The sequence below is a fragment of the Stenotrophomonas sp. FSL W7-1447 genome (assembly GCF_037966425.1).
Taxonomy (GTDB): Bacteria; Pseudomonadota; Gammaproteobacteria; order Xanthomonadales; family Xanthomonadaceae; genus Stenotrophomonas; species Stenotrophomonas pavanii.
This window is the reverse complement of record NZ_CP150199.1, coordinates 3,750,644-3,776,375: the sequence shown is the minus strand read 5'-3', so window position 1 is coordinate 3,776,375 and position 25,732 is coordinate 3,750,644. Positions and strand designations below refer to the sequence as shown.

At 67.0% G+C, this 25,732-nt stretch carries 20 protein-coding genes; 13 read left to right on the top strand and 7 right to left on the bottom strand.

Going from position 1 to position 25,732, the window contains the following annotated elements:
• Positions 1-3: 3 nt before the first annotated feature.
• The 7 genes from selB to fdnG all read right to left on the bottom strand — a co-directional run bounded on the left by selB (position 4) and on the right by fdnG (position 9,344).
• Positions 4-1,932, bottom strand: a complete 1,929-nt coding sequence (gene selB / locus NSQ78_RS17540) for a selenocysteine-specific translation elongation factor (RefSeq protein WP_064239119.1) — start codon at positions 1,930-1,932, stop codon at positions 4-6.
• A complete protein-coding gene (gene selA / locus NSQ78_RS17535; RefSeq protein WP_064239118.1) occupies positions 1,929-3,353 on the bottom strand; it encodes an L-seryl-tRNA(Sec) selenium transferase in 1,425 nt (474 codons plus the stop codon). Before selA ends, selB begins: the two co-directional genes overlap by 4 nt.
• Before the next feature lie 3 nt (positions 3,354-3,356).
• The gene (fdhE, locus tag NSQ78_RS17530) at positions 3,357-4,340 is read right to left on the bottom strand and encodes a formate dehydrogenase accessory protein FdhE (protein ID WP_064239117.1); all 984 of its coding nucleotides are present in this window, start codon (positions 4,338-4,340) and stop codon (positions 3,357-3,359) included.
• Positions 4,321-4,497 (bottom strand): hypothetical protein, encoded by a 177-nt coding sequence (locus NSQ78_RS17525; RefSeq protein ID WP_188348117.1) that lies wholly within the window; start codon positions 4,495-4,497, stop codon positions 4,321-4,323. Before NSQ78_RS17525 ends, fdhE begins: the two co-directional genes overlap by 20 nt.
• 206 nt (positions 4,498-4,703) lie before the next feature.
• Complete coding sequence (locus NSQ78_RS17520) at positions 4,704-5,351, bottom strand: formate dehydrogenase subunit gamma (protein ID WP_064239116.1); 648 nt, start codon at positions 5,349-5,351, stop codon at positions 4,704-4,706.
• Positions 5,348-6,265, bottom strand: coding sequence for a formate dehydrogenase subunit beta (gene fdxH, locus NSQ78_RS17515; RefSeq protein ID WP_049465732.1), 918 nt, complete (start codon positions 6,263-6,265; stop codon positions 5,348-5,350). Before fdxH ends, NSQ78_RS17520 begins: the two co-directional genes overlap by 4 nt.
• Positions 6,266-6,275: 10 nt before the next feature.
• Entirely contained in the window at positions 6,276-9,344 is a 3,069-nt protein-coding gene (gene fdnG / locus NSQ78_RS17510) for a formate dehydrogenase-N subunit alpha (RefSeq protein ID WP_339206982.1), read from the bottom strand.
• 288 nt (positions 9,345-9,632) lie between these two features.
• Between fdnG and gmk the strand changes: the two genes are divergently transcribed.
• The 13 genes from gmk (at position 9,633) to NSQ78_RS17445 (ending at position 25,719) form a co-directional block, all read left to right on the top strand.
• On the top strand, positions 9,633-10,298 hold the full coding sequence (gmk, locus tag NSQ78_RS17505) for a guanylate kinase (protein ID WP_049465727.1): 666 nt from the start codon (positions 9,633-9,635) through the stop codon (positions 10,296-10,298).
• Positions 10,299-10,408: 110 nt separating this feature from the next.
• The gene (gene rpoZ / locus NSQ78_RS17500) at positions 10,409-10,708 is read left to right on the top strand and encodes a DNA-directed RNA polymerase subunit omega (protein ID WP_005410877.1); all 300 of its coding nucleotides are present in this window, start codon (positions 10,409-10,411) and stop codon (positions 10,706-10,708) included.
• Positions 10,709-10,814: 106 nt separating this feature from the next.
• Entirely contained in the window at positions 10,815-12,977 is a 2,163-nt protein-coding gene (locus NSQ78_RS17495; RefSeq protein ID WP_005418955.1) for a bifunctional (p)ppGpp synthetase/guanosine-3',5'-bis(diphosphate) 3'-pyrophosphohydrolase, read from the top strand.
• Positions 12,978-13,156: 179 nt separating this feature from the next.
• The gene (locus NSQ78_RS17490) at positions 13,157-13,543 is read left to right on the top strand and encodes a RidA family protein (protein ID WP_064239114.1); all 387 of its coding nucleotides are present in this window, start codon (positions 13,157-13,159) and stop codon (positions 13,541-13,543) included.
• Between the two features lie 7 nt (positions 13,544-13,550).
• Positions 13,551-15,662 carry an ATP-dependent DNA helicase RecG gene (gene recG / locus NSQ78_RS17485; protein ID WP_064239113.1) on the top strand — a complete coding sequence of 704 codons (2,112 nt, stop codon included), beginning with the start codon at positions 13,551-13,553 and terminating at the stop codon, positions 15,660-15,662.
• Between the two features lie 322 nt (positions 15,663-15,984).
• The gene (locus NSQ78_RS17480; protein ID WP_049465719.1) at positions 15,985-16,923 is read left to right on the top strand and encodes a nucleoside hydrolase; all 939 of its coding nucleotides are present in this window, start codon (positions 15,985-15,987) and stop codon (positions 16,921-16,923) included.
• 88 nt (positions 16,924-17,011) lie between these two features.
• Positions 17,012-17,254 (top strand): type B 50S ribosomal protein L31, encoded by a 243-nt coding sequence (locus tag NSQ78_RS17475; RefSeq protein WP_005410871.1) that lies wholly within the window; start codon positions 17,012-17,014, stop codon positions 17,252-17,254.
• A gap of 296 nt (positions 17,255-17,550) precedes the next feature.
• On the top strand, positions 17,551-18,828 hold the full coding sequence (locus tag NSQ78_RS17470) for a citrate synthase (protein ID WP_053461289.1): 1,278 nt from the start codon (positions 17,551-17,553) through the stop codon (positions 18,826-18,828).
• Between the two features lie 205 nt (positions 18,829-19,033).
• A complete protein-coding gene (locus NSQ78_RS17465; RefSeq protein WP_064239112.1) occupies positions 19,034-20,098 on the top strand; it encodes a hypothetical protein in 1,065 nt (354 codons plus the stop codon).
• A gap of 459 nt (positions 20,099-20,557) precedes the next feature.
• Complete coding sequence (locus NSQ78_RS17460) at positions 20,558-21,055, top strand: CS1 type fimbrial major subunit (RefSeq protein ID WP_049465713.1); 498 nt, start codon at positions 20,558-20,560, stop codon at positions 21,053-21,055.
• A 60-nt stretch (positions 21,056-21,115) separates the two neighbouring features.
• Complete coding sequence (locus tag NSQ78_RS17455; protein ID WP_064239111.1) at positions 21,116-23,842, top strand: TcfC E-set like domain-containing protein; 2,727 nt, start codon at positions 21,116-21,118, stop codon at positions 23,840-23,842.
• A complete protein-coding gene (locus NSQ78_RS17450) occupies positions 23,839-24,990 on the top strand; it encodes a CfaE/CblD family pilus tip adhesin (protein ID WP_064239110.1) in 1,152 nt (383 codons plus the stop codon). The genes NSQ78_RS17455 and NSQ78_RS17450 overlap by 4 nt, the downstream gene beginning before the upstream one ends.
• A gap of 18 nt (positions 24,991-25,008) precedes the next feature.
• Positions 25,009-25,719, top strand: a complete 711-nt coding sequence (locus tag NSQ78_RS17445) for a pilus assembly protein (protein ID WP_064239109.1) — start codon at positions 25,009-25,011, stop codon at positions 25,717-25,719.
• The last annotated feature ends 13 nt before the right edge of the window (positions 25,720-25,732 follow it).

The following is a 25,732-nucleotide window of genomic DNA, read 5'->3' as shown; positions in this document are numbered from 1 at the left end:
CGCTCAGTCGCGGGCCGCGTTCCACTGCAGGTCGCCGCGAGGCCGATGCTGGTCACCGACGCGTCGAGTGTAGCCAACGCGATTGAAGAACTCCAAGATCTGGATGCTGCGTTTGCGGCCCAGGCCGATGGCATCGCGGAAGGCGGCCGCATCCACCGTACCGCTGGCCTGCGACAGCCGTGCGACGATCGCGGCCAGCTCGGCGATGCGGGCCGGCGCATAGAACAGGTCCGGTACCACCTGGAACAGTTCGCCGCGCGCGGCGGCACGCCGCAGGATGGCGCGGACCTCGTCCTCGGGCAGGCCGAAGTCGGTGGCCAGGGTACGCACCCACGGCGGATCGAAACCCCCGGCGTGCAGGTGCGGGAGCACGCGTTCCAGCAGCAGGCGTTCACGCTCCGGCGGCGCATGGTCGTGACCGGGCAGGCGCCACCACGCGCCCACGCGCTGCAGCGTGCCGTCGGCCAGCAGGTCCTGCAGCAGCGCATTCCAGAGCCCCGTCGCAAGCGCGGGCAGGGTGCTGCGTTGCAGGCGCCCGCTGTCGACACCGGGTTCGTCCGGGCGTCGCTCGTGCCAGCTGCGCAGTGAGGCAATTACCTGCTCGCGCAGCACTTGCCAGTGCGAGGCGAGGATGACCACCGTGTCTTCGCGGGTGACGATGCGTCGTGTGTCTGCAGGAAGATCGATGCGGTCGGCCGCGCGCCGGCAGTAGCGTTGCAGCGCGGCCATGGCAATGCCGAAGGGCGCCTGCTGCAACAGCGGACCGAGCCCGGCACCTGCGGCCAGTTGCTCCAGTGCGCGCAGCCAGGCGAGCCGTCCCGGGCTGCGCCGGCGCCGCTGCGGAGGCTCCGGATCGAGCACGATGCCGCCGCCCAGCGTGTGGGTGGCCGCCGAATCACGGGCGATGAAGCGATCACCGCACATCGCACAGACCGGCGAATCGAATACCAGCTGCACGAGCTGCCCATCGCCGGAGGGAGCGTCCTCCAGCAACACAAGATGGGCCTGCCGGTGCATCGTGCCCCAGTGGATATGCAGCGGTGCCCAGTCGCGCAACGGTGCGGTCTGCGCGGAAATCCGCAGCCGAACGTCGACACGGAGGGTGGCCAGCAGGGCGCGTGGATCGGCGATCCAGTCGCCACGGTGGATGTCTTCGCGCGCGATGGCAGCCAGGTTCAACGCGCAGCGCTGCCCGGCCATCGCACGTTCGCTGGCCTGGTTCTGCGCGTGGATGCTGCGCACGCGCACATCGGTGGCCGCCGGCATCAGCTGCAGATGTTCGCCAACCGAGGCGACGCCGCCATGCACCGCGCCGGTCACCAGCGTGCCGTGGCCGGCCAATGAGAACACGCGGTCCACCGGCATGCGGAACAGTTCATGGTGCAGCGCGGCCCGGCGCGCGTTGAACTCGCCTGTGGCGCATGCATGCAGGTGGGCGCGCAAGGCGTTGATGCCCACATCATCGGGGGAATTGCTGTTGCAGGCGAACACCGGCGCATCCTGCAGCGGCGTGCCGGCCAGCAGTGCAGCGATCTCGGTCTGGACCTGGGCCATGCGCGCGGCGTCCACCCGGTCGATCTTGGTGAGCGCCACTGCGCCGCGATCCACGCCCAGCAACTGCAGGATCGCCAGGTGCTCGCGGGTCTGTGGCATCACACCGTCGTCGGCGGCAATCACCAGCAGCGCCATGTCGATGCCGGTAGCACCGGCCACCATCGTATGCACGAAGCGTTCATGGCCTGGCACGTCGACGAAACCCAGCGTCGCCGACGCGTCTCCCACTGAGCCCTCCACCGGGACATAGGCATAGCCCAGTTCAATGGAGATGCCGCGCGTGCGCTCTTCCTGCAGGCGATCGGTTTCGATGCCGGTCAGTGCCCGCACCAGGCGCGTCTTGCCATGGTCGATATGCCCGGCGGTACCGACGATCATGGTTGCAGCGCGCCCCACTGGGCGAGGAAGTCTGCTTCGTCGGCCGGTTCCAGGCAACGCAGGTCCAGCCACAATGCGTCCTCGCCGATGCGGCCCAGCACCGGTCGCGGCAGCTGGCGCAGGCGCTTGGCCAGGCGGTCCAGGCCGCCACGCTGCGCAGTGGTGATGCGCAGGCCGGCACTGCCGAGCTGCGTCTGTGGCTGCGCGCCACTGCCGATCTGGCTGTGCATCCGTGCTTGTTCAAGCATGTAGCCGGCCGGCAGCGCCGAGCGCATCGGCGGCAGCAGGCGCTGGGCCTGCGCATCCATGTCATCCTGTGTCCGCGAGAGCGTACGCAGCGTCGGCAGCCGTTGGGCCAGCAGTTCCGGCTCGCGGTACAGGGCCAGCACCGCCGCCAGCGCGGCCAGGCCCATCTTGTCCATGCGCAGCGCGCGCTTGAGCGGGTTGCGGTTGATCCGCGCGATCAGGTCGGCGCGGCCGGCGATGATGCCGGCCTGCGGCCCGCCCAGCAGCTTGTCGCCACTGAACGAGACCAGATCGGCGCCCGCCGCCAGCGTTTCCTGCACGGTCGGCTCGTGCGGCAGGCCGAAGGCCGCCAGGTCGCACAGGCTGCCACTGCCCAGGTCCACCACCAGCGGCAGGCCATGGTCGTGCGCGATGGCTGCCATCGTCGTGGTGTTGACCTTGGCGGTGAAGCCGGTGATCGCGTAGTTGCTGGCATGCACCTCCATCAACAGCGCGGTGCGCGCGCCGATGGCATGGGTGAAATCGGCGGGATGGGTGCGGTTGGTGGTGCCCACTTCGAGCAACCGTGCGCCGGCGCTGCGCATCACATCGGGAATGCGGAAGGCGCCACCGATCTCCACCAGTTCGCCGCGCGACACCACCACCTCGCGGCGGTTGGCCAGGCTGTTGAGCAGCAGCAGGACCGCCGCCGCATTGTTGTTGACCACGGTGGCCGCTTCGGCGCCGGTCAGCTCGCAGACCAGCGCCTGCACCCGCGCATCGCGGTCGCCGCGGCGGCCGCGGGCGATGTCGAATTCCAGGTCAACCGACGCGGTCATCGCGCGGGTGACCGCCTGCACGGCGGCATCGGGCAACAGCGCGCGGCCCAGGTTGGTGTGCAGCACGGTGCCGGTCAGGTTGAACATCGGCTGCAGGTCCAGCCGTGCATCGGCGGCAAGGGCGGCGTCGAGCGCCGCGACCAGTGCCGGGCCTTCAATGGCCTGCCGCAGCTGCCCGGCCGAGATTTGTGCGGCACCGATGCGCTCACGCAGCGCCTGCAGATGCACGCGCAGCAGCTGGGTGATGCGGCTGCGACCGTGATCTTCGATCAGTGCCGACAGCGCCGGCAGGCGCAGCAGCTTGTCCAGCGAGGGCAGGGCGGCGGCCGATGCCGGGGCGGCGGAGGTGCGTGGCATCGGTCAGTCGTCGTCGGATTGCCACAGCAGCGGATTCTGGCTGGCTCGCGCGTAGCCTTCCTCGCCCAGCAGCAGGTCCAGCGCCAGCGTGCCGAGGTCGTCGGCCACCGGTTCCAGCGCCGGGTCCTTTTCCAGGTACAGGATCTTGCGGTAGCTGTGGCAGTGGTCGCAGGTCTCGGCGCGCACCGCGCTCTCGCGCACGGCCTGGGCGGCATCGCCGTCGGCATCGGCCAGGGCGCGGTAGGCGATGTCCTTGCCAGCGGCGCCACACTGGCTGCATTGCACGCGCACGTAGTGCCACTGGCAGGCGCACAGCGAGCACGACAGATAGCGGTATGAAGCATAGGGCGGGCGGGCCTGCACCACGCTGGCCACCGGCAGGGTGCCGCACAACGGGCACACGCCAGGCGCATCGGCCAGCGGCCTGAGGTCGCTGGCGCGGAAACTGGCCGTGAGCACGGCCCAGTACACCTGCAACGCGTTCATCACCAGCAGCGCCGCCACCGCATCCACCGACGGGGCGTCTTCGCGCTCCAGCACGGCGTGCGCCTGCGCATCCAGCCAGGCGTCATCGGCGGCGGCGACGCGCAGAAGTTCGCGCCGGGTTTCCGCCGGCAGCCCGGCTTCGTCGGCACAGTGCCGGCACAGCGTGCGCAGCCAGTCGCGCCAGCGGCCGTCCAGTTGCAGTGTGTTGGCGGGCCGCAAGGGCATGCCGGCACCGGCGGCCGCGCTCGACTGTTGTGCACGCGCCTGAACCTGCAGCGCCTCGCGCTGTTGCGGCGTCAGCTCGTCCAGCAGCGCCTGCTGCGCATCGGCCAGCGCCGCCAGCAGCTGCAGATAGCCACCGATGGCACTGTGCGTGGCGAGGCTGCGCAGTCGCGCCGCGCGTGCAGCGAACAGCGATTCGGTACCGGGCAGGATGATGCGCGGCACGTCGCGCGAGGCGAGCGTCTCGATCTCACCGGGTTCAAGGATGCGTTGCGCCATGCAGGGCCAGCCAGAAGAACCAGCCTCCATCGTCGCTGTTGTCGGTGCTGGCGTCCAGCGCGTTGCCGGCCATTTGAAAGATTGGGGTCAGATCCGTTTTCCACAGGAAAACGGATCTGACCCCATCGGTTGTTACCGTGTTCATCGTGTCGACCAAGGTCGACACCTACCAAAAGCACCGGTGAACTGTCGAAGGCGGGGTGGGTCCGGTTGCGGGGGCGTGAGCCGCATGGATGCGGCGACCGAGCTTACATGGACGTACTTGCAGCGTCCCCCGCAACCGGACCCACCCCGCAACTCCTCAGGAAGCCAGCTTTTGACGTTGACGTTGCCTCTGCGGGTGCAGGGCCGCAGGCCCTGCCGCTAACCCTGTTCCCGACGCCCGCGCAGGATGTCCCGGAACCATTGCCGGTGATGCTTGTAGGCCCACCCATAGGTCACCTTGCCCTGGGTCATCGCCCGCACCGAGCCCTTGATCCAGAGCGCCGCATAGATGTGCACCACGATCGCACACACCAGTACCCAGCCGAACAACGCATGCGCAAGCACCGAGAAGCGGATCAGCCCGATCGGGAAGAAGTGGCTGAAATACTGCCGCCAGATCACGAAGCCGGTCAGCAGCAGCGCCGACAGGCAGCCGATGATGGCCCAGAACAGCAGCTTCTGGCCGGCATTGAAGCGGCCCACCGGCGGCAGCCTTTCGTCTTCGTTGCGCAGCACGTCGCGCATGCCGCGCATCCACGCACGGTCGTCGGCGGTCGGCAGGTTGTCACGCCACATGCGGATCGCCAGCAATGTGAAGCCCACCACCATGGCCAGGCCGATGAACGGATGCAGGATGCGTGTCCACGGGCCGCCACCGAACAGCTGGGTCAACGGGAACAGGGCAGGGTGGAACAGCGCGAGCCCGGACAGCGCGGTCAGCACGAAGCAGATCGCCACGATCCAGTGATTGATGCGGGTCGGCGCGCGGTAGCGGATGATCTGCCGCGGGTGCGGGGCGTACTTCATGGCCGCTGCTCCTCTTCGATCTTCTTCGCTTCGTGTTCGGCGGCCTCTTCTTCCTCGTCATTGACCGTGTTGCGGCCGATGCCGATGTAATGCAGGAACCCAGCAAAGGCCGTGGCGGCGATCGCCAGCACGCCCAGCGGCTTGGCCACGCCCTTCCAGACTTCCACCATCGGGCTGATCCGCGGGTCCTTGGGCAGGTCGGCGTACAGCTCCGGCTTGTCCACGTGCTGCAGCACGTACATCACGTGGGTGCCGCCCACGCCCTGCGGGTCGTACAGGCCCGCGTTCCCGTAGCCGCGCGATTTCAGGTCTTCCACGCGTCCGGCGGCGTGCTCGGTCATCGCCTGCTTGCTGCCAAAGGTGATCGCCCCGGTCGGGCAGGTCTTCACGCAGGCCGGTTCCTGGCCCACCGCCACCCGGTCCGAACACAGCGTGCACTTGTAGGCCTTGTGGTCCTTCTTGGAGATGCGCGGCACATCGAACGGGCAGCCGGTCACGCAGTAGCCACAGCCGATGCAGTTCTCTTCCTGGAAGTCGACGATGCCGTTGGCGTACTGGATGATCGCGCCCGGCGACGGGCAGGCCTTCAGGCAGCCCGGGTCGCTGCAGTGCATGCAGCCTTCCTTGCGGATCAGCCACTCCAGCTTGCCCTTCTCGTCCTCGTACTCGCGGAATTTCATCACCGTCCACGACTGGTCACTCAGATCGGGCGGGTTGTCATAGCTGCCGACACAGCTGCCGACCTCGTCGCGCAGGTCGTTCCATTCCATGCAGGCGACCTGGCAGGCCTTGCAGCCGATGCACTTGCTCACATCGATCAGCTTGGCGACCTGGCCGGTGTGCGCCCCCCGCGCCTCCGGCGAGGGCGTGGTGGTGGCCGAGCGGCGGATGATGTCCAGCGATTGCAGTGACATGGCGTGTCTCCTACACCTTCTCGACCTTGACCAGGATGCACTTCGATTCGGGCGTCTGCGAGTTGCCGTCACCGATGGCGTTGGTCAGCGTATTGGCGATGTAGCCGGGCTTGGCCGCACCGAGGAAGCCCCAATGGATCGGCACGCCCACCTGGTGCACGGTCCGGCCATCGATCTGCAGGGCCTTGATGCGCTTGGTCACCATGGCCACCGCTTCGATGTGCCCGCGCTTGGAACTGACCCGCACCCGGCTGCCGTTGTTGATGCCCAGCTCGTCGGCCAAGGCAGCGCCGATCTCGACGAACTGCTCGGGCTGGATGATGGCGTTGAGCTTGCCGTGCTTGGTCCAGAAGTGGAAATGCTCGGTCAGGCGGTAGGTGGTGGCCACGTGCGGGAACTCATCCGGCGAACCGATCTGGGCACGGTCACTGGCGAACACGCGTGCGGCCGGGTTGTTCAGCGTCAATGCCTGGCCGGGGCTGAGCGGATTGCTGCGCAGCGGGGTATCGAACGGCTCGTAATGCTCGGGGAACGGTCCTTCGGCCATGCCGGCCTTGGCGAAGAAGCGGGCGATGCCCTCCGGGTTCATGATGAACGGGCCCATGCCACCAGCGGGATCTTCGTCGGCCTTGAAGTCCGGCACATCCACGTTGCCCCAGTTCTTCCCGTTCCAGGCCAGCAGCGTGCGGCGCGGATCGAATGGCCGGCCGGCGACATCGCACGAGGCGCGGTTGTACATCACGCGGCGGTTGGCCGGCCACGCCCACGCCCAGCCCAGCGTATTGCCGATGCCGGTCGGGTCACTGTTGTCACGGCGCGCCATCATGTTGCCGGTCGGGCCCCAGGCACCGATGTAGATCCAGCACCCCGACGCGGTGCTGCCGTCGTCGCGTAGGTCGCCGAACGTCGCCAGCTGCTCGCCGGCCTTGCGCACCAGCCTGGTCGGATCCTTCGGATCGAACACGTCCGTCAGCGCCTTGCCGTTGTACTCCATCGCCAGCTCTTCGGGCGTGGGCACCTCTGGGTTGGCATAGTTCCAGGCCAGGTCGCGCACCGGCTCCCACCACGCACCACCGTCCTTCTCGTACATCGCCTTGATGCGATGGAACAGCTCGGACATGATCTCGATGTCGCTGCGCGCTTCGCCTGGCGGATTGGCGCCCTTCCAGTGCCACTGCAGCCAGCGCGAGGAATTCACCACCGCACCGTTCTCCTCGGCGAAGGACGTGGTCGGCAGGCGGAACACCTCGGTCTGGATCGTGCTGGGATCGACGTCGTTCAGCGCGCCGTGGTTCTGCCAGAAGGCGATGGTCTCGGTTTCCAGCGGGTCCATGCTGACCATGAACTTCAGCTTGGAGAACGCGCTGATCAGCTTGCCCTTGTTCGGTGCCGAGGCCAGCGGATTGAAGCCCTGGCAGATGTAGCCGTGGATCTTGCCTTCGTTCATCAGCTCGTACGCCTGCAGCATGTCGTACGGCTTGTCGAGCTTGGGCAGGTGATCGAAGCACCAGTTGTTGTCGGCGGTGGCAGCGTCGCCCCACCACGATTTCATCAGGCTGACGTGGAACTTCGGGTAGTTCTGCCAGAACGACATCTGGTTGGCGCGCAGCGGCTTCTGCGTGCGCTTGGCGATGTAGGCGTCGTAGTCCTGCTCGTCCTGCCTCGGCAGCGTCAGGTAGCCGGGCAACAGGTCGGACATCAGGCCGATGTCGGTCAGGCCCTGGATGTTGGAATGCCCGCGGAGCGCGTTCATGCCGCCGCCGGCCACGCCGATGTTGCCCAGAAGCAGCTGCACCATGGTGCCGGCACGCACGTTCTGCGCACCGATCGAGTGCTGCGTCCAGCCGAGGGCGTACAGGATGGTCATCGCCTTGTCCCTGCCGGCGGTGGACGCGATCATGTCCCAGATCTGGCGGATGCTGTCGGCCGGCGTGCCGCAGATGCGCTCGACCATCTCCACGGTATAGCGCGCGTAATGCTGCTTGAGCAGGTTGTAGACGCAGCGCGGGTCCTTCAGCGTCGGGTCGCTGCGTACGTAGCCGTCGTCACCGTAGGCGTAGTCCCAGCTGGAACGGTCGTAGCTGCGCTTTTCTGCGTTGTAGCCCGAATACAGGCCGTCCTTGAAGGCGAATTCGTCCTTCACCAGGAACGACATGTCGGTGTAGTTCAGCACGTACTCGTGCTGGATGCGGTCCTCGGTCAGCAGGTAGTTGATCAGGCCGCCCAGGAACACGATGTCGGTACCGGTGCGGATCGGCGCGTACACGTCGGCCACCGCCGCCGAGCGGTTGAAGCGCGGATCGACCACGATCAGCCGGGCCTTGTTGTGTGCCTTGGCCTCGGTCACCCACTTGAACCCGCACGGGTGCGCCTCGGCGGCATTGCCACCCATGATCAGGATCAGGTCGGCATTCTTGATGTCGACCCAGTGGTTCGTCATCGCACCACGGCCTAGCGTCGGGGCAAGACCTGCCACCGTCGGGCCGTGTCAGACACGTGCCTGGTTGTCGAATGCCAGCATGCCGAGGGAGCGGACGACCTTGTGGGTCAGCACCGCGGTTTCATTGCTGGTGGCCGAGGCCGCCAGCATGCCGGTGGTCAGCCAGCGGTTGACCGTCTGCCCGGCTTCGTTCTTCTGCACGAAGTTGGCATCGCGGTCTTCCTTCATCAGCCGCGCGATGCGGTCCAGCGCATCGTCCCAGCTCAGCCACTTCCACTCGTTGGAGCCCGGCGCGCGGTACTCGGGGTAGAGCAGGCGCGACTTGCTGTGGATGATGTCGGCCAGGCCGGCACCCTTCGGGCACAGCGTGCCGCGGTTGACCGGGTGGTCCGGGTCGCCTTCGATATGGAAGATGCTCGGTTCGGCGTTCTTGGCGCCATCGCCGAGGCTGTACATCAGGATGCCGCAGGCCACCGAACAGTACGTACAGGTGTTGCGGGTCTCGGTCGCGCGGGTCAGCTTGTATTGCCGGACCTCCGCGAGCGCGATGCCGGGCGCGAAGCCCATCAGTGCCAGGCTGGAGCCGACCAGGGTTGTCCCGGTCACTTTCAGGAACTGGCGGCGGCTCATCGATGGCATGCCGTTCTCCTGGATGGCGGGGAGGCGCAGGCCTCCGGGCTGTCGTTGGGTACGGCCGGTTATAGCACAGGCCCCCGGATGCCCATGTGGCACAAGGCGCGGCGCCCGCCGGACGGGCCCGGAAAGGGCCTGCTCTGGTAAAGTTGCGTGCCCGCCCCCCGGGGAAGCGTCTGCCGGGCCTGGTTCCAGGATGTTCCGCGCAGCCCCCGCCGTCCTGCCGCGATCCGCCGCGCCGGACCTGGAACATCGAGGAAAAATTTTGCGAAATCAACCAGTTGGGAGCCGTGCATGAGCGCCCCGTCGAAGCCGTCGGACGCCGTTGCGCGCGGCACGCTGTACATCGTGGCCGCCCCGTCCGGCGCCGGCAAGAGCAGCATCGTCAACGCCACCCTGGCGCGTGACCCGCAGATCGCCCTGTCGATTTCCTTCACCTCGCGCGCGATGCGCCCCGGTGAGGTGAACGGCCAGCACTACCACTTCGTCAGTGCCGAGAAGTTCGAGCAGATGATCGCCGCCGGCGACTTCTTCGAACACGCCTGGGTGCACGGCGACTGGAAGGGCACTGCCCGGCAATCGGTGGAGCCGCAGCTGGCCGCCGGCCAGGACGTGCTGCTGGAGATCGATTGGCAGGGCGCCCAGCAGGTGCGGCAGCTGGTGCCGGGCACGGTCACCGTGTTCATCCTGCCGCCGTCCAAGCAGGCGTTGCAGGACCGCATGCGCAAGCGCGGCCAGGACAGCGAGGCGGTCATCGCCCAGCGGCTGGGCGCAGCCCGCGATGAAATGCTGCACTTCAACGAGTTCGACTACGTCATCGTCAACGAGGTGTTCGACACTGCCGTGGACGAGCTGTGCGCCATCTTCACCGCCAGCCGCCTGCGCCGGGAGGCCCAGAAGGTGCGCCACGCCGCCCTGATCCAGGCCCTGCTGACCCCGGATCCGGGTGCAACTGACTGATTCCAAAAGAATCGATGGGGGGTTGGCTTGATTTTGTCCAGCCCCTGCCAGTACACTCCGTCCCCTTTCCCTCATTCGACTGAGCGGCCGACCGGTCGCCGGGAGCCCGTATGGCCCGCATCACCGTAGAAGATTGCCTGGAAGTCGTTAACAACCGTTTCGAACTGGTCATGATGGCATCCAAGCGTGCCCGCCAGCTCGCCAACGGCGTGCAGGCCACGCTGGACAACAGCGAGACCGAGGACAAGCCGACCGTGCTGGCGCTGCGCGAAATCGCCGCCCGCAAGATCGACAACGCGCTGATCGACGAAGTCGAGAAGGCCGAGCGTGAGCGCGCCGAGCGCGAAGCGCTGGAGTGGGCCGCCGCCGAAGTGGTGGCCGACGAAGACATGTCCAAGAACGACGATTGATCGCATCGATCAACGTAATCGTTGGATACACCGAACAGCCCGCCCCGTGCGGGCTGTTTCGCATTCAGGATTTGCCGTAAACGTCGCGCTGGAATAGGCTGCGGGCATGAACCCAGGCCCCACTGCCAAGGTCGCCGCAGCCCCCACTGCCGCCGTACCCGACTACGTCCTCCAGCTCGAACGCGCCGCCCACTACCTGCCGCCGGAACAGCTGCCGCTGTTGCGCCGTGCCTGGGAAGTCGGAGCCTCCGCGCACGCTGGGCAGACGCGCAAGTCGGGCGAGCCCTACATCACCCACCCGGTGGCCGTGGCCCAGGTGCTGGCCGAGCTCGGCCTGGACGTGGAAGCGCTGATCGCTGCGATCCTGCACGACACCATCGAAGACACCCCGCTGACGCGCGAGGCGCTGGCCGCCGAGTTCGGCGAAGCCGTGGCCGAACTGGTCGACGGTGTCACCAAGCTGGACAAGCTGAAGTTCCGCGACCGCCAGGAAGCGGCCGCCGAGAGCTTCCGCAAGATGCTGCTGGCGATGTCGCGCGACCTGCGCGTGATCATGATCAAGCTGGCCGACCGCCTGCACAACATGCGTACGCTGGGTGCGCAGAGCCGCGAAGCGCGCGGCCGCATCGCCCGCGAGACGCTGGAGATCTACGCGCCGATCGCCCAGCGCCTGGGCATGAGCCTGGTCAAGAGCGAGCTGCAGAACCTGGGGTTCAAGGCGCTCTACCCGTGGCGCCACGCCATCATCGAAAAACACATCCGCAGCCAGCCGGTGGTGCGTCGCGAAGCGATGGCACAGGTGGAAGTGCAGCTGTCGCAGCGCCTGGCCAAGGAGGGGATCGAGCATCGGCTGATCAGCCGCATCAAGACCCCGTGGAGCATCTACAACAAGATGCGCGACGAGAACAAATCCTTCGACCAGGTGATGGATGTGTTCGGCTTCCGCCTGGTCGTGCGCAGCGTGCCCAGCTGTTACCACGCGCTGGGCTCGGTGCACGCCACCTTCAAGCCGCTGGATGGGCGCTTCCGCGATTTCATCGCCATTCCCAAGGCCAACGGTTACCAGTCGCTGCACACCGTGCTGTTCGGGCCGTATGGCTCGCCGATCGAAGTGCAGATCCGTACCGAGGAAATGGACCTGATCGCCGAGCGCGGCGTGGCCGCGCACTGGACCTACAAGTTCGGTGGTGATTCGCCCAACAGCGCGCAGAGCCGCGCCCACGCCTGGATCGTCGAGCTGATCGACTCGCAGCGCGCCGCCGGATCCTCGCTGGAGTTCCTCGACAACGTCAAGGTCGACCTGTTCCCGGACGAGGTCTACCTGTTCACCCCGAAGGGCAAGATCCTGGCCCTGCCGCGTAATTCCACCGCGCTCGATTTCGCCTACGCGGTGCACACCGACGTCGGCAACATGGCGGTGGCCTCGCGCGTGGACAAGAAACTGGTGCCACTGCGCACCAAGCTGGTGTCGGGCCAGTCGGTGGAGATCATCACCGCACGCTCGGCCACGCCGAAACCGCAGTGGCTGGAATTCGTGGTCACCAGCAAGGCACGCACCGCCATCCGCCACCAGCTCAAGCAGCTGGAACACGAAGATGCCGTGCAGCTCGGCCACCGCATGCTCGACCGTGCGCTGGAAGCGATGGATTCGTCGCTGGAGCGGCTGCCGAAGGGTCGCCTGGATGCGTTCCTGGCCGAGCACCGTTTCCCGCGCCTGGAGGCGCTGCTGGCCGAGGTCGCGCTGGGCAACTGGATGCCGACCCAGGCCGCGCAGGCGCTGATGGCCTACGCCGAACTGCGTGGCGGCCCGCATTCGCGCCACCATTCGCAGGAGAAGATCCTGATCAACGGCAGCGAGCGCGGCGTGGTCACCTTCGCCGGCTGCTGCCAGCCGATTCCCGGCGACGAGATCATGGGCTACCACACCGCCGGCAAGGGCATCGTGGTGCACCGGATGGACTGCCCGAACCTGGCCGAGCTGCGCAAGTCGCCCGAGCGCTGGGTGCCGATCGGCTGGGACACCACCGTCTCCGGCGACTACGACACCTCGCTGGTGGTGGAAGTGGAGAACGGCACCGGCGTGCTGGCGCAGCTGGCCGCCGCCATCGCGCAGAGCCACTCCAACATCGAGCGCGTGGACTACCTGGACCGCGATTTCAACGCCGCCGTGCTGGCGTTCAACATCCAGGTGCGCGACCGCAACCACCTGGCCGAAGTGATGCGCCGCCTGCGCCGCCTGTCGGTCGTGCAGTCGGTACGCCGCCAGTAGGCCCTGTGCGGACCGGTAGTGCGCCGGCCGCTGGTAACACCCATGGATCCTCGACGGCGTCGCGATTGCTACCAGTGGTGGCACTACCGAAGCGGCGCGGTGGATCCGCGCCATGCGTGGATGCACCCCCAGCCGGTACAATCACCGCTCTGTTTTCCCCCAAAGCACCGGAGCGACCCATGTCCCGCCAGATCATCAACACCGAAAAGGCCCCCGCCGCCATCGGCCCGTACTCGCAGGCCGTGCGCGCCGGCAACACCGTGTATTTCTCCGGCCAGATCCCGCTCGACCCGGCCACCGGCGACATCGTCGGCGCCGGTGACGTCGAAGCGCAGGCCCGTCGCGCCTTCGACAACCTCAAGGCCGTGGCCGAGGCCGCTGGCGGCTCGCTCGACAAGGTCGTGCGCCTGGGCCTGTACCTGACCGACCTGGGCGAGTTCGCCAAGGTCAACGCGGTCATGCAGGACTACTTCCAGGCCCCGTACCCGGCCCGTTCCACCATCGAAGTGTCCGGCCTGCCGAAGGGCGCCAGCTTCGAGGTCGATGCGGTGATGATCATCGACTGACCGCCACGTGGCACGCAAGGCGGCGGTCACTCCGGTCCTGTCACCGTCCGGCGAAGCATCCCTGGCGATGCTCGCCGGCGTCGGTCCGGCCGTGGCCGCCAAACTGCAGGCGCGTGGCCTGGCCACCCTGCAGGATCTCTGGCTTCACCTGCCCCTGCGCTATGAAGACCGGACCCGGCTGACCCGCATCGAAGACCTGCGCAACGGCGTGCCGGCCCAGGTGGAAGGGCGGGTGGTCGCGGTAGAGCGCGGCATGCGCTACCGGCCGATGCTGAAAGTGGCGGTGGAAGACGAAGGGCAGGGCACCCTGGTGCTGCGCTTCTTCCATTTCCGCCAACAGCAGGTCGGCCAGTTCGCGGTCGGCAACCGGCTGCGCTGCTTCGGCACGCCCAAGCCCGGCCACCTCGGCCTGGAAATCGTCCATCCCAGTTACCAGGTGCTGGGGCGCAACGACGATCCTGAACTCGGCGACCGCCTCGACCCGGTGTACCCCACCGTCGAAGGCGTCGGCCCGATGACCATGCGCAAGCTGATCGGCCAGGCGCTGGACCGCCTGCCCGAGGAAAGTGCGCTGGAACTGTTGCCCGGCGGCTGGCTCGATGGCCTCGGCCTGCCGTCGCTGCGCAGCGCGCTGCTGACCGTGCACCGGCCACCACCGGATGCCGACCTGGCCGCGCTGGCCGCCGGCACGCACCCGGCGCAGCGCCGCCTGGCGATGGAAGAACTGCTGGCCCACCACCTCAGCCTGCGCCGCCAGCGCATTGCATTGCAGGCACACCACGCGCCGCCGCTGGCGGGCCCCGGGAAGCTGGCCAAGGCACTGCTGAAGCAGCTGCCGTTCGCCCTGACCGGTGCGCAGGCGCGCGTGTTCAAGCAGATCCGCGAAGACCTCGCGCGCCCCAGCCCGATGCTGCGCCTGGTGCAGGGCGATGTGGGTTCCGGCAAGACCGTGGTCGCTGCGCTGGCCGCGATGCTGGCGGTGGAGCAGGGCAAGCAGGTTGCGTTGGCCGCACCCACCGAACTGCTGGCCGAGCAGCACCTCAACAACCTGCGCGGCTGGCTGGAACCGCTGGGCGTGCGCATCGCCTGGTTGGCCGGCAAGGTCACCGGCAAGGCGCGCGCCAAGGTGATGGCGCAGGTCGCCAGCGGCGAAGCGCAGGTGGTGGTGGGTACCCACGCGCTGATGCAGGAGGCGGTGGTGTTCCAGGATCTGGCTCTGGCCATCGTCGACGAGCAGCACCGTTTCGGCGTGCACCAGCGCTTGGCGCTGCGCGACAAGGGCGCGGGAGGCAACAGCGTGCCGCACCAGCTGGTGATGACCGCCACGCCGATTCCGCGCACGCTGGCGATGTCCGAATACGCGGACCTGGATGTGTCGGCCATCGACGAGCTGCCGCCGGGCCGCACGCCGGTACAGACCGTCGCCCTCAACAATGACCGCCGCCCGGAGCTGATCGAGCGCATCGCGCTGGCCTGCGAGGAAGGGCGGCAGGTCTACTGGGTGTGCACGCTGATCGAGGAAAGCGAAGAGCTGGATGCCACTCCGGCGCAGGCCACCTATGAATCGCTGCAGGCACTGCTGCCCGGCGTGCGCGTGGGGCTGGTGCACGGGCGGCTGAAAGCGGCCGAGAAGCTGGCGACGATGGTGGCATTCAAGGCCGGCGAGATCGACCTGCTGGTCGCGACCACGGTCATCGAAGTGGGTGTGGACGTACCGAATGCCTCGCTGATGGTGATCGAGAACGCCGAGCGCCTCGGCCTGGCCCAGCTGCACCAGCTGCGCGGGCGCGTCGGCCGTGGTTCGGCGGTGTCGCGCTGCGTGCTGCTGTACCAGGCTCCGCTTTCGCAGATGGCGCGCGAGCGCCTGCAGACCATGCGCGAAACCAACGATGGATTCGTCATCGCCGAGAAGGATCTGGAACTGCGCGGCCCCGGCGAACTGCTGGGCACCCGCCAGACCGGCCTGGCCGGTTTCCGCATCGCCGACCTGGCCCGCGACGCCGGGCTGCTGCCCGGCGTGCACGCACTGGCCGAGCGCCTGCTGGAGCAGCAGCCTGCACTGGCCGATCGGGTGGTGCAGCGATGGATCGGCACCGCCGTGCGCTACGCCTCGGCGTAAGCCCCCCGGGGTCAGAGCCCTTTGCGCAGCAATGGCCTCTGACCCCATTTCCGGCACGCTCATCCACGCACGGCGTGGATCTACTGTAGAGCCGAGCCAATGCTCGGCTGCTGTGCGCGCTGCGCGCGGGAGTCGAGCATGGCTCGACTCTACAGAGAGCTCTTCCCCGCCATCCGCGGGAAACCCGTTTTTGACGTTGCTGTTGAAGTTGCCGGCCAGCGGCCGGACTACCGCGGGTGCAGGGCGCAGCCCTGCCGCCCCCCATACTTGCAACGGTCATCATCCCGGTCCACACTTCGTTGCCGATCTGAAGACGGCAACGATGACCCACAAGATCCCCCTGTTGATCGACACCGATCCCGGTGTGGACGACGCCCTGGCCCTGCTGATGGCCTTTGCCGATGAACGGCATGACGTGGTCGCCCTGACCATCGCCGCCGGCAATGTCGGCCTGCAGTACACGGTCCGCAACGCCCTCAAGCTCTGCGACATCGTCGGCCGCACCGACGTGCCGGTGTTTGCCGGCAGCCCGGATCCGCTGCTGCATCCTTCCGTTGATGCTGCCCACGTGCATGGCCGTGATGGCTATGGCGACGTGGACCTGCCGCCGCCCAGCCGCCAGGCCGAAGCCGAGCACGCTGCACTGGCGATCCTGCGCCTGTCACACGTGCATGCCGGCGAACTGATGCTGGTGATGCTGGGCCCGCTGACCAACCTGGCACTGGCGCTGAAGCTGGACCCGACCCTGCCCCAGCGCATCAAGCGCATCGTGGTGATGGGCGGTGCGGTCACCTGCCACGGCAACATCACTCCTGCGGCCGAATTCAACATCGCCTTCGATCCGGAAGCTGCGCACGTGGTGTTCACCGCGTTCAAGCACCTGCTGGTGTCGGACTGGGAGGCCACTGTTGCCCACGGCCTGCCGCTGGAAGAAGCCGAGAAATGGCTGCAGGCCGATTCCGATCGCGCCCGCTTCTACGAGCTGATCTCGCGCAAGACCCGTGGCCTGTCCGAGGACAGCAAGGGCGGGCGCTGGTACACCGCCGACGCGGTGGCCATGGCCTGGGCACTGAACCCGGAAGGGCAGCTGCGGGTCGAGTCGCGTCCGCTGAACGTGGAGCTGAATGGCACGTTCAGCCGCGGCGCCACCATCGTCGACTGGAACCGCCAGACCGGCCAGCCGGACAACTGCGATCTGCTGATGGCCTACGACCAGGGGCGTTTCGAGGCCCTGGTGCGCCAGGCCCTGGGCGCGGACTGACGTCCGTTGCCCGGCACCGGTTGCCCCGAGCGGCAACCGGTGCTTATAATGCCGCTCTTGACCACCAGCCCATTTACGGTGTGAGCCCATGAAGGCCGATATCCATCCGAACTACCGCGACGTCGTCTTCCATGACGTCACCTCCGATTTCAAGATCCTGACCCGCTCCACCATGGCGACGAAGGAAACCATCCAGTGGGAAGACGGCAACGAATACCCGCTGGTCAAGGTTGAAATTTCCTCGGCTTCGCACCCGTTCTACACGGGCAAGCACAAGGTCATCGACACCTCGGGCCGTATCGACAAGTTCCAGAAGCGCTACGCGCGCTGATCTGTCGATCCAGCTCCGAACCGACGGCCGCGCTCTGCGCGGCCGTTTGTTTTTCCCCAACGCCAACCCAACGGGCGTTTGGATGGACAGAACACTGCGTTCGTGTGACAACGCTTTTGCCGATCCGGGCCGCTTGCTGGCCGGGTTCTGGCCGCCTGCCGTCTACGACTTCTGTCTAGCGCCGGGCAAATGCTGCTGTGCGATAATGGCACGATCCCCGGCACAGGCCGAGGACGTCATTCACGTGCCTGACCAATGCGCTTGGGCAGGCGCCTTCCCATGAAGGAGCGCACACAGTGTCCGATCTTGATCAGGTCACGCTCAACGCCGGCGATAAGTCCGTCGTTCTGCCCGTCATCAAACCCACCCTTGGCAACGACTGCGTCGACATCGCGAAGCTGACCAAGGAAACGGGGTTCTTCACCTACGATTCCGGCTTCACCGCGACGGCCAGCTGCAAGTCCGCCATCACTTACATCGACGGCGACAAGGGCGTGCTGCTGTATCGCGGCTACCCGATCGAGCAGCTGTCGGAAAAGTCGAGCTACGTCGAAGTGGCCTACCTGCTGATCAACGGCGAGCGCCCGAGCGCCGAGCAGCTGAAGGCCTTCACCGATGAGCTGACTGCCGAAGCCAATGTCGACGACTCGATCAACACCCTGATCGGCAGCTTCGCCAAGGACGCTCACCCGATGGCCATCCTGGCTGCTGCGATCGCGCAGCTGTCGGCCATCTACCACGACTCGCTGGACCTGTCCGACGCCGAACAGCGCCGCCAGGCCGCCGTGCGCCTGATCGCCAAGGTGCCGACCCTGTCGGCGCTGATCTACCGCCATGGCAAGGGCCTGCCGGCCAACAAGCCGGACACCTCGCTGGACTACGTCAGCCGCTTCCTGAAGCAGACCTTCGAGTCGGCTGATGGCCAGTACGATCTGAACCCGGACGTGGTCAAGGCGCTGGACCTGCTGTTCATCCTGCACGCCGACCACGAGCAGAACGCCTCGACCTCGACCGTGCGCCTGGTCGGTTCGACCGGTGCCAACCCGTACGCGTCGGTTGCCGCGGGTGTCACCGCGCTGTGGGGTCCGGCCCACGGTGGTGCCAACGAAGCCGTGCTGAAGATGCTGGAAGAGATCGGCACCGCCGACAACGTCGAGTCCGCCGTGGTCAAGGCCAAGGACAAGACCTCCGGCTTCCGCCTGATGGGCTTCGGCCACCGCGTCTACAAGAACTTTGATCCGCGCGCCAAGGTCATCGGCGAGATGACCAGCAAGGTGCTCAAGCAGCTGGGCGTGCAGGATCCGCTGCTGGACGTGGCCGTGAAGCTGGAACAGGCTGCGCTGCAGGACGAGTACTTCGTCGCGCGCAAGCTCTACCCGAACGTCGATTTCTACAGCGGCATCATCTACAAGGCGCTGCAGATCCCGACCGAAATGTTCACCGTCATGTTCGCCCTGGGCCGTACCTCCGGCTGGGTGTCGCATTGGCTGGAACAGCAGGTCGATCCGGAAATGAAGATCGGCCGTCCGCGCCAGGTCTACACCGGCAGCGACGTGCGCGACTACCAGGGCTGATCGCCCCGGGTAGGTTGTGCCGGAAGCGCCCCGCATCTGCGGGGCGTTTTTTTTTGCCGCCGCGCGGGTGGGTGCCAACCTGGGCTGGCACGCTCTCCACTGCGACAAGAGCGCGTGATTCAAGGGTCTCGCCAGCTTCACAAGCGCTCGCGCAGCCTCAGGGCGCCCGCTGCATCCGCAGCCCCTGATCCGGAGCATCCACTGCATGAGTACCCGATTCGATCCACCCGAGCGCGGCCCGCTCGGCCCCGAGGTGACCACCTTCGTCGCCGCCCCCATTGTTCCGCCCGCCAGCGAAAGTGCGGTGTCGTGGGGGGCAATCTTCGCTGGCGCCGCCGCCGCCGCCGCACTTTCCCTCATCCTGTTGATCCTCGGCGTGGGCCTGGGGCTGTCGTCTGTGTCGCCCTGGTCGTTCGAAGGCGTCAGCAAGGAAACCTTCGGCTGGTCCAGCATCGCCTGGCTCACCTTCACTGCACTGGCCGCCTCCGGCCTGGGGGGGTATCTGGCGGGTCGCCTGCGTACCAAATGGACGCAGATCCACGGCGACGAAACCTACTTCCGCGACACCGCGCACGGCTTCGTGTCGTGGGCGGTGGCCACGCTGCTGACCGCGGGCCTGCTGACGTCGGCCATCGGTGGCGTGCTGGGTGCGGGGGCAAAGGTGGCCGGCGCCACCGCCGGGGCCGCTGCGTCCACGGTCGGCGTGGCTGCAGCCGGTGCCAGCGGCGCTGCGACGGCTGCACCGGAAGGTGACCTCGACTATTGGGTGGATTCGCTGTTCCGCAGCACGACCCACGCAGGGCCGGCCGATCCTGCAGCGCCGCCGCCGGGCGCGCCGATGGACCCGAATGCCGCGCCGCCGCCGGCACCGGGCGCCGGTCCACGCGACGCGCGCATCGCCCCGCCGCCGCGACCGCTGCCGGGCAACGGTCCGATCGGCGACCGCCGCGAAGTGCGCGCCGAAGTGAACCGCATCATCGTCAACAGCCTGCACGGGGAGGGCCTGGATCCGGCCGATACCCAGTACCTGTCACAGCTGATCGCGCGCGAGACCGGGATGAGCCCGGCTGAAGCGCAGGCCCGCGTGACCGATGTGCAGACGCGCATGCGTGCAGCGCTGGAGAAGGCCAAGAACACCGCCAAGCAGGCTGCCGACGATGCGCGGAAGGCGACCGCCTACGCCGCGTTGTGGCTGTTCATCACCCTGCTGATCGGCGCGTTCTTCGCCAGCCTCAGCGCCACCTGGGGCGGCCGCCGCCGCGACCTGTAATCCACCTTTCCATGCAAGGAGACCTGCCATGAAGATGATTCTGCTCTGGTTGCTGGGCGTGCCGATTCCGCTGCTGATCCTGTACGCGATCTTCTTCTGATCGCGCACCACCGCGCCGTGTCATCAGGCCGCCGACAGGCGGCCTGATGCCATCCAGCGGATGCACGCCCCGCGTGGATGCCCGCGGTAGAGTCGAGCCATGCTCGACTCTACAAATGCGACGCAATGAGGTTTCTTGCATTCAATCGGTGAGGAAAGTTGCATAACTCTCAAACGTTGAGCACTTTCAAGAATTCTCCTTAACGTTCAACGTTTTAGGAATGCTTGAATGGCCTGCATGGCAATGGATTCCTAACATTCTCTCCGTCGCCCGCACCCATCCCCGCGGGCGGCGCTTCCCTCCCTTTTCTCCTTGGGGAGGGGAGCTTTCATATTCCCCCTTGTCCGAGAGAGACAACCATGCACGCCATTATCAAGAAGGCCGCGCTCGCTGCAGCGCTGGCTACTGCTTCGCTGTCCGCGCACGCGCTGGAAACCAAGATCACCGTCTACGCCGACGTCGACCCGACGCTGGCGCTGCTGCGCGATGACGGCACCCCGCTGCCGGACACCGTGCAGCTGACCCACGATCCGCTGCGCGGCCTGCTGCCGTCGACGCAGCAGGTGCGCATCCATTCCAATGACGAAACCGCGGACATCGAGGTGCGCCTTGGCCACGATCCGGTCCTGATCAATGGCGCCACGCGCGTGCCGCTGGCCGTCAGCCTGAATACCGATGCGCTGACCACTGCGGTCACCGAATTCAAGGCGGCTGACCTGTTCAACGGCGCCAGCTCGACCCCGGGTGCGTCCATCTCGATGCCGCTGACCATCGCCCAGGCCGGTACCGGCGGCCCGCTTACGGTCAACGGCCGTTACGAAGGCATGGTCTACATCGTCATGAACCAGAAGCCCTGATCCACGGCTTCCCGCGCCGGCCCGCACTCCGGGCCGGCCGCTACTGCAGCGGTACCCCCAATGACCCCACACGCCCCCGCCGTTACCCGGCTGGCGGTCGCGCTCGCCCTGGCACTGGCTGCTCCCCTGGCCGCAGCCCGCGGCGTCCCCGCCGGCTTTGAGGATCTGGTCGAAGGCCAGACCGAACAACTCGACATCCAGCTGTTCGGTCGCTCGGCCGGGCTGTCGCCGGTGCGCGTGACTTTGGAGCACGTGCAGCTGGAAGAGCCGGCGCGCGTGCTGCAGGCCCTGGACCTGCCGGCCGAAGCACAGGCGGCGCTGCTGCCGGCGTTGTCGCAGCCGCTGCCGCGCAACAGCCACTTGGCGTGCCGCTTTGGCGGCGCCACGGCGGGTTGTGGCTACCTCGATCCACCCGAAGACCCCACTGCGGCGCGCGCGCTGTACGACGAAGGCGAGGGCGCGGTGCGCCTGTTCGTGGCGCGGCAGTGGATTCCCGGAGAGCCGGCCGCCGAGCGTTACCACACGGTCACGGCCAACGCCGAAAACGCCTTCCTGCACCAGCAGACGCTCAACGTCAGCGGCGGCCGCGACCATCAGGCGCTGTCCGCGCGCGGCGTAGGCACGCTGGGACTTTTTGATCGCGCTCACCTGTCCGCCGACTGGTACTACACCCAGCAGCGCTACCGCAGCCGAAGCGACGACGACTTCCAGTTCGACAACGTCTATTACCGCCATGACCTGGGCCAGGCGCACTACCTGCAGGCCGGGCGCATGGACCGCCGCAACCTGTCCAGCCCGCAGGGCGGCACCTTCAGTTTCAGCATGCTGCCGCTGGACCGTTTCCAGGGCGCGCGCGTGGGCACCACCCAGGCCTATGTGGACACCGATGCCGCCGTGCAGGCCACGCCGCTGACGGTGCTGCTGGCGCGCGACGCACGCGTCGATGTGTTCGATGGCGAACGGCTGCTGCAGACGTTCTACCTGCAGGCGGGCATCAACCAGATCGACACCCGCAATTTCCCGTTCGGCAACTACCTGGTGCGCATGCGCATCTACGAGGACGGTGTGCTGGTGCGCACCGAGGAGGCGCCGTTCGACAAGGGCGGCGACTGGACCAACAGCCAGTGGCAGTGGTTCGTGCAGGGCGGCCGCCGCAACGAGCGCCGCAGCGACCGCTTCGATGGCGAACGCGTGGCGATGGCCGGCCTGCGCGTGCCGCTGGGCCGCGACGCCGCGCTTACCGCCGGTGTCGCCAACCTCGGCGGACACAGCTACGGTGAGCTGCGCCTGGACCTGCGCCACGTGCTGGCCACCCATGAGATGCGCGCCACGCTCAGCGGCATGCGGGGCAGCGACGGCAGCAACGGGCAGCAGCACCAGCTGTCGTACCGGCGCAAGGCGTCGTGGAATCTCTACCAGCAGCGCATGCGCGGCAAAGCCTGCCAGTTCGAGGCCGATGCACGCGACCAGCTGGGCTGCACCAACTCACTCAGCGGCTCGATGTCGCTGCCGGCGGCCGGTGGCAATGTCTACGTGGGCTATACGCGGCGCCAGACCTGGCGCACCGGCTGGCATCAGCCCGGATTCGAGCAGGACCCGTTCTTCGGCCTGGAGCCATTGCTGCCGCCGGGCCCGCTGGAGCCGCGCCGCGAGCCGGTGCTGAGCCGCACCTGGCAGGCCAGCTTCAGTCGCAGCCATCGCTGGCAGGACTTCAGCGTGTCCACGCGCGTGGGCCTGTGGCAGCAACGCAGTGCCGACAGCGTGCGCGGCAGCAACGAGCGTGACCGTGGCATCTACTTCAACCTCAGCCTGACCCGCCTGCAGCGCAACCATGACAGCAGTGGCCAGCGCCGCTACGCCGTGGATGTACGCCAGCCCCAGCATCAGCGCCCGGCCATCGATTACAGCGTGGGCCAGAGCCTGCGCCAGGAGCGGGATACGCACTATCGCGAGCTGAATACCGAACTGCGTGCCAACAACAATGACCGCTACAGCGCCTCGCTGAGTGGCCAGCTGCAGAACGCCATCGGTAACACCACCGCCAGCATCGCGCGTTATCAGCAGGGCGGGCGTGGCGAGACCGGCTACAGCGGCAGCCACAGCTCGGGCTTCGCACTGGGCCGCCGTGGCTTCTACTGGAGCGGTGCCAACGGCGCCGAGGCCGGCCTGGCCGTGCAGGTGGACGGTTTCGACGATGCCGACCTGCATGGCGTGGCCGCAGAACTGCAGGTGGGCGGGTTGCGCCGACAGCGTCTGCAGATCGGCGAGCGCCGGCTGCTGCCGCTGTCGTCGTACCAGTCGCATCGCGCCGAAGTACAGGACGCCAGCACGCTGGACAGCATTGCCGCGATCCGCGTGACCGGTGTGGGCGGTGCACGGCCGATGTTCCTCACGCCCGGCAAGCTGATGCGCTTGCCGGTGCCGATCGAAGTGACCTACACCTTCATCGGCAATGCCAAGGACCTGGCGGGGTCGCCGCTGGGCGGCGCCCGCATCCTCAACGCGCCGGTGCCCGGCACCAGCGCCAACGGCAGCTTCGTTGCCGACTTCCCGCGTCGCGAAACAACGCTGTACCTGCTGCAGGACGACCGCCTGCTGCATTGCCCGTTGCAGGTGCGCGAGCGCCGCCAGGTGGTGCTGCTGGTCGGCGCCGTGCACTGCGAGCCGCTGGCCGTGGCCCAGCTGCCGCCTGAGATCCGCCAGCAGGCTCGCGTCACCCGCCTGCTGCAGGAACGCGCGTTGATCGCCGCCACGTCCCAGACCGCTGCTGCAGGAGGTACGCGATGAGCCGGCGTTGGTTGTTTGTGTTGATGCTGGTATGTGCGTTGGTGCTGGTGATGCCACGGGCGTGGGCGCAGTGGCCGCCGGAGACGCATCCGACGGACCAGAACAGGGACATCGTGATGAGCTGGGATCGCTCGGCGGTGCCGGGTGATGTGGAGCTGTGGGCGCCGCGGACGGTGCTGGGGTTCAGTCACGATCTGGCGTTCAAGTATGGGCAGATCCATGTGGTTTGTGGATCTGCTTCAGATAGTGAGTTTGGGCGGTGCCCGACGGAAAGTGACCTGAGCTCGTCTGGGGGAACAGGAACAACAGAGATAGCATTGCGTCTCGTCGAACTGAGGACTGGCCTGCGTACCGAGATTCGTGCAGTTGGAAACCTACAGCGAGCTATGTCGGGGTATCGCTGCACCTTAGATTACTGGGACTCAGTACCGCGTGTTCTGAATTCAGCATTCTGGTACACATGCGGCATAGGGAGCGGGGCAGATCAGCCGCTCGGAACGGGCATCGAGATGATCCTGCCTCAACGCGAGATCTCGCGACTTGTGGCAGGCCACTGGAAGGCCACGATGCGCCTGAACATCAAGGCCGATCCCACCGCAGCACCGGTCGCCACGGCCACCTTCAACTTCGATTTCACCGTCACCGATTACGACGCGATCTCGATCTACTTCCCCGGCTTCGACGGCATCGCACCGCTGGTCAACATGGACCTGCGCTACGACCCCATCCGCAAGGTGGTCGGCGGCTACAAGGAAGTGGACATGTGCCTGTACGACGGCGTGGGCTCGCAGAGCGAGTTCCTCGGTGTCACCGTGCGCGACAGCGGTCCACGACCACCACCAGGCCGTGACTACGCGGTCTGGCACGGGGACGGTGGCAGCGATGACACCCAGCGCCTCGACTACCAGGTCGGCCTGAAGTACGGCGGAAACCTGCTGGCCATGAAACACGGCGAGGAACAGCTGCTGCGCGGCATCGACAGCGCGCAGCTGCGGCTGGTGATGCTGCCAGGCATCAATCAACCCGTGTACTGCGTGCCCACGCCGCTGGTACTGGAAACGCCGCCTACGCCCATCGCCAGCAAGCGGCCCGGTCTCTACGACGGCGAGCTGACGGTAGAGCTGCGCGTGCCGACCGCCAAACCCTGATACCCACGGAGCCTCATCATGAAGAAGCTGCTGTTCTGTCTGTTGCCGTTGAGCGCGCTGCTGGCCCCGCCGGCGGCACATGCCAACCTCTCCATCCATCCGATGCGCGCGGCCGTGGATACAAAACGCGGTACGCAGATCCGCGTCTACTCGCACTCCACCCAGCCACAGTACGTGCAGGCGCGCCTGCTGCGCATCACGAATCCGGCGCAGGCTGGTGAGGAAGAGATCGAAGTCGAGGCGGCCGATGCCGCGGTTGCCATCACGCCTGGAAAGTTCGCTCTCAGTGGTGGTGGCAATCGCCTGATCCGGGTCATCCCGCTGCAGTCGGTCGAGAAAGAAGTGGCCTACCGCGTCTACTTCGAGAGCGTCAGGGGCCCGGACGGAACGCTTCTCGAAGACGACGAGCCGGCGGCGCAGGCCAACGTTGGCGTCAGCCTGGTCTGGGGCGCGTTGGTGAACGTGTTGCCCACCAACGGCAGTGTGGATCTACAACTGCAGGGCGACACCCTGCGCAACGTGGGGACCCTGCGGGTCGGCATTACAGGTTTGGCTGAGTGCAACGCCAACGGTGCCTGTACGTCCCACGACTTTGCCAAGAGCCTGTACCCCGATGCGGAGCTGAAGCTGCCGTTCCAGCCTCAACCGGACAGCACCGTGCAGCTGCACTACCGCCTGTCCAAGGACGGCTACCGCGAACACACAACCACTCTGGCGCCGAGCGCCTGAACGTTCTGGCCCT

Coding starts and splice junctions, on each gene's coding strand:
- selB (WP_064239119.1), bottom strand. CDS start 1,932: ATGATCGTCGGTACCGCCGGGCATATCGACCATGGCAAGACGCGCCTG.
- selA (WP_064239118.1), bottom strand. CDS start 3,353: ATGCCACGCACCTCCGCCGCCCCGGCATCGGCCGCCGCCCTGCCCTCG.
- fdhE (WP_064239117.1), bottom strand. CDS start 4,340: ATGGCGCAACGCATCCTTGAACCCGGTGAGATCGAGACGCTCGCCTCG.
- NSQ78_RS17520 (WP_064239116.1), bottom strand. CDS start 5,351: ATGAAGTACGCCCCGCACCCGCGGCAGATCATCCGCTACCGCGCGCCG.
- fdxH (WP_049465732.1), bottom strand. CDS start 6,265: ATGTCACTGCAATCGCTGGACATCATCCGCCGCTCGGCCACCACCACG.
- gmk (WP_049465727.1), top strand. CDS start 9,633: ATGAGCGCCCCGTCGAAGCCGTCGGACGCCGTTGCGCGCGGCACGCTG.
- rpoZ (WP_005410877.1), top strand. CDS start 10,409: ATGGCCCGCATCACCGTAGAAGATTGCCTGGAAGTCGTTAACAACCGT.
- NSQ78_RS17495 (WP_005418955.1), top strand. CDS start 10,815: ATGAACCCAGGCCCCACTGCCAAGGTCGCCGCAGCCCCCACTGCCGCC.
- NSQ78_RS17490 (WP_064239114.1), top strand. CDS start 13,157: ATGTCCCGCCAGATCATCAACACCGAAAAGGCCCCCGCCGCCATCGGC.
- NSQ78_RS17480 (WP_049465719.1), top strand. CDS start 15,985: ATGACCCACAAGATCCCCCTGTTGATCGACACCGATCCCGGTGTGGAC.
- NSQ78_RS17475 (WP_005410871.1), top strand. CDS start 17,012: ATGAAGGCCGATATCCATCCGAACTACCGCGACGTCGTCTTCCATGAC.
- NSQ78_RS17465 (WP_064239112.1), top strand. CDS start 19,034: ATGAGTACCCGATTCGATCCACCCGAGCGCGGCCCGCTCGGCCCCGAG.
- NSQ78_RS17460 (WP_049465713.1), top strand. CDS start 20,558: ATGCACGCCATTATCAAGAAGGCCGCGCTCGCTGCAGCGCTGGCTACT.
- NSQ78_RS17455 (WP_064239111.1), top strand. CDS start 21,116: ATGACCCCACACGCCCCCGCCGTTACCCGGCTGGCGGTCGCGCTCGCC.
- NSQ78_RS17450 (WP_064239110.1), top strand. CDS start 23,839: ATGAGCCGGCGTTGGTTGTTTGTGTTGATGCTGGTATGTGCGTTGGTG.
- NSQ78_RS17445 (WP_064239109.1), top strand. CDS start 25,009: ATGAAGAAGCTGCTGTTCTGTCTGTTGCCGTTGAGCGCGCTGCTGGCC.